Raw genomic sequence first — 11,604 nt, forward strand, 5'->3', positions numbered from 1 at the left:
AAAACAAGCCTCCTTTACCGCATGATTAATGGGTACCATTAAAATTCCGCAAGCTCCCTCATGGCCTTTTCAATTTTATCTGGATTAATCATAAAGAATTTTTCCATTGTCGGGGCATACGGCATGGCCGGCACGTCAGGGCCTGCCAGTCTCCTGACGGGTGCATCCAGGTCAAACAGGCACTCTTCGGCGATGATGGCGGCTACCTCGCCAATAATGCTGCCTTCCTTATTATCTTCCGTGATCAGCAATACTTTCCCTGTTTTGGAAGCTGCTTCTATGATCGCTTCCTGATCAAGCGGATAAACTGTACGCAGATCAAGGATATGCGTGCTGATGCCGTCTTTGGCAAGCTTTTCTGCCGCCTGCAGGGCCATATGGACACATAATCCATACGTAATGACAGTGATATCATCGCCTTCCCGTTTAACATCGGCCTTGCCGATCGGCAGTACGTAATCCTCATCGGGCACTTCGCCTTTAATTAATCGATAAGCCCTTTTATGCTCAAAGAACAATACGGGATCCTCATCCCTGATTGCCGCTTTCAGCAAACCTTTCACGTCGTATGGCGTCGATGGCATGACTATTTTCAAACCGGGCTGGTTGGCAAAAATGGCTTCGACCGACTGTGAATGATAAAGAGCACCGTGAACACCTCCGCCGTATGGCGCCCTGATGACGATCGGGCATGACCAATCATTATTCGAACGGTACCGGATGCGGGCGGCCTCAGATATAATCTGGTTAACTGCAGGCATAATAAAGTCTGCAAACTGCATTTCGGCGACCGGCCTGTATCCATACATGGCGGCTCCGATTCCAACGCCCGCTATGGCCGATTCAGCCAAAGGAGTGTCGATGACCCTTTGATCACCAAACAATTCATACAACCCTTGGGTCGCTTTGAAAACCCCGCCTTTTCTCCCTACATCCTCACCAAGAACAAAAACTTTTTCATCCCGCTCCATTTCTTCCCTGAGCGCTGCCGTAACTGCTTCGATATATGAAATGACTGCCATAAAGCTCCCCCCTCTTACGCCTTTTCATGATACACGTGTTTCAAGGCATCTTCCGGCGATGCGTATGGTGCTTCCTCCGCATAATCCGTCGCCTCGTTCACCTGCTCCATGATCCGGTCATTAATTTCTTTTTCCAGTTCGTTATCCATCAGTCCATTTTCTTTCAGATAGGATCCGAACAAAATGATGGGGTCCTGGCTTTTTGCTTTTGCCATCTCATCCGATGACCGGTAAGTGCGGTCATCGTCATCAGACGAATGGGGTGTCAGCCGATTGCATTCAGTTTCAATGAGCACAGGCCCCTCGCCATTCCTGCAGCGGGCAGCAGCTTCTTTTACCGTTTTGTATACTTCAAGCGGATCATTTCCATCAATGGTGATACCTTGCATTCCATAGCCTGCTGCACGGTCTGATACTTTCTCGCATGCAAGCTGCTTGTCAATCGGAACGGAAATCGCATATTTATTGTTCTCACACATAAAAATGACCGGAAGCCTGTGTACGCCGGCAAAATTCGCCCCTTCATGAAAGTCTCCCTGGTTTGAAGAACCTTCACCAAAGGTTACAAAGGCGACCTGATCGCTTCCTTCCATCCTGGCTGCCAGGGCAACTCCCACTGCATGGGGAACCTGTGTCGTAACAGGCGAAGAACCGGTGACAATCCGATTTTTCTTCTTTCCAAAATGGCCGGGCATCTGCCTTCCCCCGGAGTTCGGATCTTCTGCTTTTGCAAAGCCGGAAAGCATGATTTCTTTTGGAGTCATGCCAAAAGCAAGAACAACTCCCAGATCCCTGTAATAGGGGAGAACATAGTCTTTTTCCCGGTCAAGGGCATAGGCCGCCCCTACTTGTGCAGCTTCCTGCCCTTGGCAGGAAATGACAAACGGGATTTTTCCGGACCGGTTCAAAAGCCACATCCGTTCATCTATCCTGCGGGCAAGCAGCATGGTCTCATACATTTCCAAGACTTCCTGATCGCTCAGCCCAAGCTCTTTATGACGGTTTTTTGCCATCCTTTCTACCTCCCGATGGATTTAAATTTCATGTTTGCTTCATATATGTATGGCGCGTCCGTCCACTGCAAGTGCCGCTTCGCCCATCACCTCGCCCAAGGAAGGGTGCGGGTGGATCGTTTGCGAAATTTCCCAGGCGGTCGCATCAAGGACGCGGGCAAAGCCCGCTTCTGAAATCAAGTCAGTTACATTCGGACCGATCATATGTACACCGAGAATATCATTTGTATCCTCATCGGATACAATTTTCACAAATCCGTCGGTTTCGCCGAATATGAGGGCCTTTCCAATGGCCTGGAATGAAAACTTTCCTGTTTTGACCTTAAAGCCTTTTTCTTTTGCTTCATCTTCCGTCAACCCCACTCCGGCTATTTCCGGAGTGCTGTATATGCACCTTGGTACATGATCATAAATAATCGGGGACGGATCTTCTCCTGCAATGTGCTCTGCTGCCTTTATACCTTCATGGGAGGCGGCGTGCGCCAGCTGCAATCCCCCAATGACATCTCCTATAGCATATATATGAGATTCCTTTGTTTGATAATATTCGTTTACCTTGATAAACCCGTTGTCCAATTCAATATCCGTGTTCTGAAGTCCGATATTATCAGAGTTCGGATTCCTTCCGACGGCAACAAGAATTTTTTCTCCTGTAAACTCTTTGAACCGGCCATCGACTTCAGCCGAGATTTTTGCAAAGCCGCCATCCTTCATAAATGTGTCCGGCTGCACTTTCGCCCTTGTCACCACATTGATTTTTTTCTTTTTAAAAAGGCGCTCCAATTCTTTGGACACTTCCTGATCTTCGGAGGGCAGTAATTGTTCGGCATATTCAAGGATTGTCACTTCCACACCGAAATCTGCAAGCATTGATGCCCACTCAATGCCGATCACCCCGCCGCCGATGATAATCATTGACCTTGGAAGCTGCTCCATCTCAAGGGCTTCGTCGGATGTAATAATATATGTACCGTCAATGTCCAGTCCCGGAAGTGATTTTGTGCGTGACCCCGTTGCAATGATGACGTTTTTGGGGACAAGCATTTCGTTTTCGCTGCCATCTGTCATCTCAACCGATACAGTTCCGGGAAGCGGAGAAAAGATGGAGGGTCCCAATATCCGCCCAAAACCATCATAGACATCTATTTTTCCTTTTTTCATCAAATGTTGGACACCCTTATACAGCCGGTCAACGATACCCGCTTTTCTCTGCTGGACCTTTTTGAAATTCAAGATCGCTTTTTCTGTCTCAACCCCGAAATCTTCACTTTGTTTTACAGTGCTGAACACTTGCGCACTGCGGAGCAATGCCTTGCTCGGAATGCAGCCTTTATGTAAACATGTTCCCCCGAGGGCTTCTTTTTCGACGATTGCCGTTTTCAAACCGAGCTGTGAAGCCCGGATGGCAGCCACATATCCGCCTGTACCCCCTCCAATTATCACCACATCATACTCATGAGCCATCTGAGTGCCCCCCTTATTTCAAAACCGAGTCGATCATGCCATGCGTAAGCTTGAAGTGTTTCACTCCGCTTTTGCCCATTTAAACATCTTTAAATTCTATTGTACAGAATATGCTTATCATTAAGTAAAAATTGGCTTCTTGATTTCCGTAACGTTTCTATCCGTTCCTCTGCCATCCGGTCTGCGGCCACGTATGTGGGGATACGATCGCGCTTGGAGATGTTAATGACCTTTTCAACATTATTGTAGATTGTTTCGACTTTCTTAAGCGCACGCTCTTGGTTATAGCCGTGGAGTTCATCGGCAACATTTATGACTCCGCCGGCATTTAAAACATAATCAGGCGCATATACAATTCCTTTTTCATGGATAATGTCCCCATGGCGGGGTTCCTTCAGTTGGTTATTTGCAGAGCCGGCTATCACTTTCGCTTTAAGCTGAGGAATCGTTTGATCATTGATGATGGCACCAAGCGCACAAGGCGCAAAAATATCTGCCTCCACTCCGTATATATCTCCGGGATCCACTGCTTTTGCATCGAAGGCTTCTACAGCCCGGCGGACCGCCTCTTTATTAATGTCTGTAACGATCAGCCTGGCACCCTCTTCGTGCAAATGCCGGCAAAGCTCAAATGCAACGTTTCCGACACCCTGTACAGCAACAGTCTTTCCTTCTACCGAATCGGAGCCAAACGCCTCCTTCACCGCTGCTTTCATGCCGACAAAACACCCGTAGGCAGTTACCGGTGAAGGGTTTCCGGAAGAGCCGAAGGCGGAAGACCCCGTGACAAAATTTGTCTCCTCATAGATGAGATCCATATCCTCTACAGTAGTCCCTACATCTTCAGCTGTTATGTAACGGCCGTTCAATCCTTGAATAAACCGGCCGAAGGCCCTGAACATCTCTTCGTTTTTGTCTTTTTTCGGATCACCGATAATAACGGCTTTCCCGCCGCCAAGATTCAAACCGGCCGCCGCATTCTTATAGGTCATGCCTTTGGCAAGGCGCAATGCATCATTGATTGCAGCCTCTTCATTGTCATAGGTCCACATCCTTGTCCCGCCGAGAGCCGGTCCAAGCGTCGTGTCATGTATGGCTATGATCGCTTTTAACCCCGACTGTTCATCCTGGCAAAACAATAATTGCTCATAATCATCCCGGGCCATCGTTTCAAATATTTTCACAAGCTCACCCCGTTTTTATTTTTTATTCCAAACCTATTTATAATGGCCGGTTTTATATTAGAAAAATGTCCGGCCCAAAAAGTTTATTATTTTACAATTGATTGTAGCGAAAAGCTCGATGCTTGACAAATGATTCCGTTAAGATATGATTTTTTTGAGATAATATTGATAAGGAGATTTCCATGGCTCGAATTATAGCACTCCTATTGCTGGTCCTGCCCGGCCTATTGGCAGGATATGGCATAAAATTAATGAGAGATATGTTGTTTGGCGTTTTACAGCGTCCTTTTCCATATTTATGGATGCAATTTCTCGGCGGCCTGCTTTTCTTTCTCATAGGATTAGGATTTATCGGCGGCTTTATTTTACACCGTGACCGAAAAAGAAACAAAGTTCAGGACCGTTTCAAGAAAAGGGAACGGCGGCACTAGGACCTTCTGTCCGTCGGCAGGCTCAAGCAGCGACGTCCTGTCGCTTCGCCTGCACTAGCACCTCCTGTCCGTCGAAGCTGGACATATCAATAATAAAAGATCTGCGAAAAGCTTGCAGATCTTTTATTATTGATATTGCTCCCTTAACCGGTAGGCTTTCCCCGGATAATCGGTAATCAGGCCTGAGCAATTGATGGCAAAGAGCCTCTTCATGTCTTTCTCTTTATTTACTGTATATGGCCTGACAGCAATGCCGCATGCCATTGTGTCCATGATTTCCCTATCGGAAATTGATTTCAGTTTCGGATGAATGCCGCCTGCCCCAAGGGACGCTGCATAGTCCCAAGGCTTGTATAAAACTTCATTGTATAATGGGGCTGTTGTGATTCCAGGTTCGATTTCCCTGCTGAGAACAAGCGATTTGTGGTTGAACGAGGAGATGATCACCCTCTTTTCCAGGCAAAACTCATGCACCAGCTCAATAACCATTTCTTCCATGCCCCTATATGGATTGACAGCATTTTTCAGCTCGATATTACATAAAAGATGATTGCCTTCCAGCCATTCAAACACTTCGCGCAAAGAAGGAATCCGGCAGCTTTTTTTAAAAAAATGGAGGGAATGGAAATTGGCCTTCAGTTTGGACAGCTCGTTGAAAGTAAGCTCGTTGACAAAACCGCTCCCATTCGTGGTTCTGTCGACAGTTAGATCGTGAATCACGACGATTTCCCCATCCGCCGTTAATTGTACATCCAGCTCAATTCCGTCTGCCCCATCCATTTCTGCGGCTAAAAAGGCTTCCATCGTATTTTCCGGGTGAGTCCCGGCAGATCCCCGATGTGCAAAAATAAACGTCATCTGCTCACCGCCTAAAGTAGGATATTTACATCATACCCTTTTTAGGCATTATATGCGCCAAAGATGATTTAGCGAATTCACGAAGCTTTATGCTCCAGCCGCAATTTATCCGCAACCATTGCAATGAATTCCGAATTTGTCGGCTTAGCCTTTGACATGCTGACCGTATAGCCGAATAAGGAGGAAATGGCATCTATATTCCCGCGGCTCCAGGCGACCTCGATAGCATGGCGTATCGCCCTTTCAACCCGGCTGGCCGTAGTATTGAATTCCTTTGCAATGTCCGGGTAAAGTACTTTCGTGATGGCTCCAAGAAGCTCAATATCGTGATAGACCATTGAAATGGCTTCACGCAAATATAAATACCCCTTAATGTGTGCCGGCACCCCAATTTCGTGGATGACCGATGTGATGCTCGCTTCAAGATTTTGTGGTTTTTTCTCTTCATGGGTTTTAGAATGCGGGGTTGACTTAAAGGAAGGCATCCCCTTTTCACTGACCCCGCGAATATGATTCGCCAAATATTCCATGTCAAACGGCTTGAGAATGAAATAAGATGCACCGAGTTCCACTGCTTTTGTCGTCACATCTTCCTGGCCGAAGGCTGTCAGCATAATGACATTTGGAAATCGGATGTCGGAATTCCGCAATCTTTCAAGAACTCCCAGACCGTCCAAGTGAGGCATGATAATGTCCAATACCAATACATCCGGCTCCACCTTCCCCAATAAATCCAGGCACTCCTGTCCGTTGTGAGCGGTTCCAATCACTTCAATATCCGGCTGTGTTGACATATAGTCCTCCAATAAAGAAACAAGCTCACGGTTATCATCAGCAAGTACGACTTTTATTTTATTCAATTCTCTTCCTCCCCATTATAAAAAAGAATAAAGATTGCTTTTACTATATTCTAACAAACAAATACGCCAATGAAAGTTAAATTCCTCTAAAATCTTTCAAAAGAAGGAAAAAAAACAATAAATGCTTTTATTTGCTAATATTTTCAACTGAATTCGCCTTTTTTAGATAAAATTTACTAACATTGTCGAATTTTCTTTATAAAAAAAGAGGGCGTGTGCCCTCAACCAACTTTATCCAAGTTTTGTTGTTCATAAATATCAATTCCCGCTTCATGCAGCATCCATTCGATATGGACACCATAGCCGGAGGTCGGATCATTTACAAAAACGTGGGTGACTGCCCCGATTAATTTTCCGTCCTGTATAATCGGGCTTCCGCTCATCCCTTGAACAATCCCGCCTGTTTTATTCAATAGGCGTTTGTCTGTCACTTTAATGACCATTCCTTTAGTAGCCGGAAATTTTTGGGGAATGGTACTGACTATCTCGATATCATAAGGCTCCACTTGATCTCCTTCAACGACAGTCAATATTTTTGCCGGTCCTTCTTTTACCTGATGGGATAATCCGATAGGCATTTCTTTGTCCATTGCTCCATTTTTAATGTCTTTGTTTAGTTTTCCAAATATCCCGAACGGGCTGTTTAAAGTGATGTTGCCAATTACTTCACGGTTACCCGAAAAACGCGCCAATTTTTCACCGGGATTGCCATTTTTCCCTTTTTCGATCGAAGTTACCGTAGAGTTTACGATTTGTCCGTTATCAACAACAATTGGTTTTTTTGTGTCTATATCTGAAATAACATGGCCCAAAGCCCCGTATTTTTTTGATTTCGGTTCATAAAAAGTCATCGTTCCGATTCCAGCGGCCGAGTCCCTTATATATAAACCCAATTTATATTCTTGTTCCTTTTCATCCTTCAACGGCAGCAGCTTTGTTTGAAATTGTTCTTTTTCACGCTGCACGGTCAAATCAAGCGCTTTTCCGCTCTTTCCAGCATCTTCTACAAACGGGGCCACCTGTTCCATTTTTTCAATCTTCTTTCCGTTGATTTTTGTAATAATGTCCCCTACCTGAATTCCTGCCTCTTCCCCGGGAGAGGCCTTGGCATCTTTTGTCGAAACCAGATGATGGCCGACAACAAGGACTCCCAGCGTATTAAGCCTTACGCCGATGGATTGGCCGCCAGGAAAAACCTTAAAATTTTTCAGGACATTCACATCAACTTTTTTTACGGGCAGGCCGGCAATTTGTAGAAAAAGCTCGTCCTTTCCAGGAGTTTCAGCAGTTAATGAAACGGAATTTGCCTGTTCCGAGTATGAGAAGCTTTCGGGGGAATCCGCCATCGCCGTGACGGCTTCGCCTTTAGAAATCACATGCTCCTGCCCTTCCAGCAATGTAATATTTGAAGGCATATTAATAAATTGCTGAAAAGGATTGGAAAAGCCTAGAAGAAGAAGTGAAACAAGGAGAATTCCACCTGTCATTTGTCTTAGTCGATCTTTCATATGTCCATTTCACTCTCCTCGCCTTCTAGTCCACAGTTATAATTTGACCTCACCGGCGGGCATTTATAACCGGGAGCGGGAAAAAAAGATGCCCATTGAAGGATAGGATTTCAAGCGTTTTAACCGTTTTTCAATGTATAGGCAGACTCAACCAGTTCCTTGGCATGCTTTTTCGTAATTGAAGTGATTTCAGTACCGGAGATCATGCGGCCGATTTCATTTATTTTCTCGGCTTCATTAAGGTTTTTAATCACTGTCCGGGTTCTTCCGTCAGTGATTTTTTTCGATATAAGCAAGTGAGTATCAGCCATTGCCGCTACCTGCGGCAAATGCGATATACAAAGCACTTGCGAGTATTTGGAAATATGATGAATCTTTTCGGCCATGGCCTGGGCCACACGACCGCTGACACCGGTATCTACTTCATCGAAGATAACGGAAGTGACCCTTTTCGAAAAAATCGTTTTAAGTGCCAGCATGATTCTTGACAACTCGCCTCCCGATGCCACTTTTGATAAAGGCTTCAAAGGTTCTCCCGGATTCGTGGAAAGATAAAATTGCACGTCATCCATTCCGTTCATATTTTCATCCTGTTTGCGAAATACTACATCAAAAACGGTCTTATCCATGTACAGCCCCTTTAATTCCTTATGAATGGCGCTCCTTAGTTTTTCTGCCCATTTTTTGCGCAGCAGGCTTAACTTGTTACCGAGCTTCAGGACTTCTTCCCTAATGGATGTCCGTTCCGCTTGGAGCTGTTCAATCCGGCTGTCTCGGTGGATGATTGACTCTGATTCTTCTTTTATCTTTTCCAGATACTCAAGAATATCCCCTACGGTAAAGCCGTATTTCCTTTTAAGCTGGTTAATTTCATTCAGCCGCGTTTCAATTTCGTCCAATCTGTGCGGATCAAACTCCAATAAATCAAGTTCATTCCTCAATGCACTTGCCGTATCTTCAAGCAAATAAAAACTGTTTGAGATCGACTCGAACATTTCCTTGTATCTGTTGTCTATTTCGGCTGCCGTTTCCATGAAATTCATAGCCTGTCCGACAAAATCCAAGCCTTTTTGATCCTCATGCAGATTTTCATACCCGGCTTTCAGCGATTCAAACAGCTTTTCGTAATTGACCAGACGTTTCTTTTCTTCCTCAAGCCTTTCATCTTCGTTCAGTTTCAAACCGGCTTTTTCAATCTCTTGGACCTGGAACTGCAAAAGGTCCAGCCTGTGTGCCATCTGCTGTTCATTTTTGCTCAGTTCATTGATTTTCTTTTCTATTTCGACCAATTCAGCGTACTTTTTGCGGTAAGCGACAAGATTCTTCGCTATTTCCTCCTTGCCAAATTCATCAAGAAGAAATAAATGCATGGATTCATTCATCAATTCCTGATGCTCATGCTGGCCGTGGATATCGATCAGCGTTCCGCCGAGATCTCTCAAAACCGTCAATGTCACAAGCTTTCCGTTGATCCGGCAGACGCTCTTTCCGCCGCTTGAAATTTCACGGCGCAGAATAAGCATCCCCTCTTCGATTTCAATGCCCAAATCGGCAGCTTTTGCATAGCAGGGATGATTATCATGGATGAAAAATAGACCTTCAATTTCCGCTTTTGGCGCGCCATGCCGGACGTATTCCGAGGACCCGCGGCCCCCGACCAATAAATGGACCGCATCAATGATAATGGATTTTCCAGCCCCTGTTTCCCCGGTCAAAACCGTCAGGCCTTCAGAAAATGAAATGGAAATCTGGTCAATGATTGCAAAATTTCTGATCGTCAACTCCTGTAACAAAGGCTTCACCCCTATTAAAGCATGTTTACAAATCGGTCATTGATATCTTCGGCGTTTTCCCGTGTCCGGCATATGATGAGGCATGTATCATCCCCGCATATACACCCCATAATTTCATCCCAATCTAGATTATCAATCAACGCTCCAATCGCCTGGGCGTTTCCAGGAAGCGTTTTCAGCACCAAAAGGTTTTCCGAGTTATCGATGCTGACAAACGAGTCAGTCAGCGACCGCTTTAATTTTTGCAGCGGGTTAAAACGCTGGTCCGCCGGGAGACTATATTTGTACCGGCCATCGGGCAATGGCACTTTTACAAGGTGCAATTCTTTTATATCGCGCGATACTGTCGCCTGTGTCACATTGAAGCCCTGATTTTTAAGGTAATCAACCAGTTCATCCTGAGTTTCTATTTCATTGTTTCCAATCGCTTCACGGATTTTTAAATGCCGCCGTCCTTTGCTCAATATATTCACCTCATTACATTTACAGCATTTTGTATTTTTATACGTTCACTATCAAGTATTATAATGAACCAAAAACAAAGGCGCAAGCGCCTGCCTATCGGATGACCCAGGCCAATTTGTACATTCTTTAACACCGAAAAAAGGGCAATCTTCTTTAGATTACCCCTTTTCCCCATTTATTTTATTCAAATGCCCCATGGGCCTCTTTGACCACATCCGCTGCCGTTACCGGGCTCTTATCAGTTCCGGTGTTCCGGCCGCCTTCCCACCTCAAGTGGATTAAAAATTCAATATTTCCTTCTCCGCCTGTAATGGGGGAGAAGGAAAGGTCCATGATATCATAGCCTTCAGCAATCGCCATGTCCTTGATTCTGCGGATGACTTCTTCATGAATCTTCGGATCGCGGACAATGCCTTTTTTTCCGACCTGCTCTTTTCCTGCTTCAAACTGCGGTTTGATCAAAGCGACAACATCGCTGTGCGGAACGAGCAGATTTTTTAAAACGGGCAATATTAACCTCAGGGAAATGAATGAGACATCAATGGAAGCGAAATCCGGTTTTTCACCAGGGAAGTCTTCAGGGGTAACGTACCTGAAGTTTGTCCTTTCCATTACAACCACCCGGTCGTCCTGGCGAAGCTTCCATGCGAGCTGATTGTATCCTACGTCAAGTGCATAGGACATTTTGGCACCGTGCTGGAGCGCACAGTCTGTGAATCCTCCTGTTGACGCCCCAATATCCAGCACGACTTTGTCTTTGACCGAGAGATCAAACGCATTTAATGCCTTTTCCAGCTTTAATCCGCCTCTGCTCACATACGGCATCATGCTGCCTTTGACCTTCAGCGGAATATCATCATTCACTTTCTCCCCCGGTTTATCCAACCTTGTTTCATTTGAAAATACAAGCCCCGCCATGACGGCCCTTTTTGCTTTCTCCCTTGTTTCGATCAATCCTCTTTCAACCAGTAAAACGTCAAGTCTTTGCTTTCTTGCTTTCATCTGT

The 11,604-nt window shown here is 45.4% G+C and carries 11 protein-coding genes; 1 reads left to right on the forward strand and 10 read right to left on the reverse strand.

Going from position 1 to position 11,604, the window contains the following annotated elements:
* Positions 1-38: 38 nt before the first annotated feature.
* The 4 genes from FS666_RS00405 to bcd all read right to left on the reverse strand — a co-directional run bounded on the left by FS666_RS00405 (position 39) and on the right by bcd (position 4,665).
* Positions 39-1,022 carry an alpha-ketoacid dehydrogenase subunit beta gene (locus FS666_RS00405; protein ID WP_120068333.1) on the reverse strand — a complete coding sequence of 328 codons (984 nt, stop codon included), beginning with the start codon at positions 1,020-1,022 and terminating at the stop codon, positions 39-41.
* Positions 1,023-1,036: 14 nt separating this feature from the next.
* On the reverse strand, positions 1,037-2,035 hold the full coding sequence (locus FS666_RS00410) for a thiamine pyrophosphate-dependent dehydrogenase E1 component subunit alpha (protein ID WP_144460249.1): 999 nt from the start codon (positions 2,033-2,035) through the stop codon (positions 1,037-1,039).
* 39 nt (positions 2,036-2,074) lie between these two features.
* Positions 2,075-3,499: a dihydrolipoyl dehydrogenase gene (gene lpdA / locus FS666_RS00415; protein ID WP_144460247.1), complete on the reverse strand. Its 1,425-nt coding sequence runs from the start codon at positions 3,497-3,499 to the stop codon at positions 2,075-2,077.
* Between the two features lie 89 nt (positions 3,500-3,588).
* Positions 3,589-4,665, reverse strand: a complete 1,077-nt coding sequence (bcd, locus tag FS666_RS00420; protein ID WP_390614526.1) for a branched-chain amino acid dehydrogenase — start codon at positions 4,663-4,665, stop codon at positions 3,589-3,591.
* A 200-nt stretch (positions 4,666-4,865) separates the two neighbouring features.
* On the opposite strand from bcd, the gene FS666_RS00425 reads away from it, so the two are divergent.
* Positions 4,866-5,114: a DUF2627 domain-containing protein gene (locus FS666_RS00425; RefSeq protein WP_144460244.1), complete on the forward strand. Its 249-nt coding sequence runs from the start codon at positions 4,866-4,868 to the stop codon at positions 5,112-5,114.
* A 126-nt stretch (positions 5,115-5,240) separates the two neighbouring features.
* On the opposite strand, the gene FS666_RS00430 is transcribed toward FS666_RS00425, so the two are convergent.
* The 6 genes from FS666_RS00430 to FS666_RS00455 all read right to left on the reverse strand — a co-directional run bounded on the left by FS666_RS00430 (position 5,241) and on the right by FS666_RS00455 (position 11,600).
* Complete coding sequence (locus tag FS666_RS00430; RefSeq protein ID WP_144460242.1) at positions 5,241-5,972, reverse strand: glycerophosphodiester phosphodiesterase; 732 nt, start codon at positions 5,970-5,972, stop codon at positions 5,241-5,243.
* A 77-nt stretch (positions 5,973-6,049) separates the two neighbouring features.
* Positions 6,050-6,832: a sporulation transcription factor Spo0A gene (spo0A, locus tag FS666_RS00435; protein WP_144460240.1), complete on the reverse strand. Its 783-nt coding sequence runs from the start codon at positions 6,830-6,832 to the stop codon at positions 6,050-6,052.
* A gap of 221 nt (positions 6,833-7,053) precedes the next feature.
* The gene (gene spoIVB / locus FS666_RS00440; protein ID WP_120068355.1) at positions 7,054-8,340 is read right to left on the reverse strand and encodes a SpoIVB peptidase; all 1,287 of its coding nucleotides are present in this window, start codon (positions 8,338-8,340) and stop codon (positions 7,054-7,056) included.
* 119 nt (positions 8,341-8,459) lie between these two features.
* Positions 8,460-10,133 carry a DNA repair protein RecN gene (gene recN / locus FS666_RS00445; protein WP_120068358.1) on the reverse strand — a complete coding sequence of 558 codons (1,674 nt, stop codon included), beginning with the start codon at positions 10,131-10,133 and terminating at the stop codon, positions 8,460-8,462.
* A 14-nt stretch (positions 10,134-10,147) separates the two neighbouring features.
* The gene (gene ahrC / locus FS666_RS00450; protein WP_120068362.1) at positions 10,148-10,597 is read right to left on the reverse strand and encodes a transcriptional regulator AhrC/ArgR; all 450 of its coding nucleotides are present in this window, start codon (positions 10,595-10,597) and stop codon (positions 10,148-10,150) included.
* A gap of 181 nt (positions 10,598-10,778) precedes the next feature.
* A complete protein-coding gene (locus FS666_RS00455) occupies positions 10,779-11,600 on the reverse strand; it encodes a TlyA family RNA methyltransferase (protein ID WP_120068365.1) in 822 nt (273 codons plus the stop codon).
* Positions 11,601-11,604: the final 4 nt, after the last annotated feature.

The sequence above is a fragment of the Siminovitchia fortis genome, assembly GCF_007681465.1.
Lineage (GTDB): Bacteria > Bacillota > Bacilli > Bacillales > Bacillaceae_C > Siminovitchia > Siminovitchia fortis.

What these genes read in the sequence shown, in the direction of transcription:
- lpdA (WP_144460247.1), bottom strand. Translation starts at nt 3,499, where the DNA reads ATGGCTCATGAGTATGATGTGGTGATAATTGGAGGGGGTACAGGCGGA.
- spoIVB (WP_120068355.1), bottom strand. Translation starts at nt 8,340, where the DNA reads ATGAAAGATCGACTAAGACAAATGACAGGTGGAATTCTCCTTGTTTCA.
- FS666_RS00430 (WP_144460242.1), bottom strand. Translation starts at nt 5,972, where the DNA reads ATGACGTTTATTTTTGCACATCGGGGATCTGCCGGGACTCACCCGGAA.
- bcd (WP_390614526.1), bottom strand. Translation starts at nt 4,665, where the DNA reads ATGGCCCGGGATGATTATGAGCAATTATTGTTTTGCCAGGATGAACAG.
- FS666_RS00455 (WP_120068365.1), bottom strand. Translation starts at nt 11,600, where the DNA reads ATGAAAGCAAGAAAGCAAAGACTTGACGTTTTACTGGTTGAAAGAGGA.
- FS666_RS00405 (WP_120068333.1), bottom strand. Translation starts at nt 1,022, where the DNA reads ATGGCAGTCATTTCATATATCGAAGCAGTTACGGCAGCGCTCAGGGAA.
- FS666_RS00425 (WP_144460244.1), top strand. Translation starts at nt 4,866, where the DNA reads ATGGCTCGAATTATAGCACTCCTATTGCTGGTCCTGCCCGGCCTATTG.
- FS666_RS00410 (WP_144460249.1), bottom strand. Translation starts at nt 2,035, where the DNA reads ATGGCAAAAAACCGTCATAAAGAGCTTGGGCTGAGCGATCAGGAAGTC.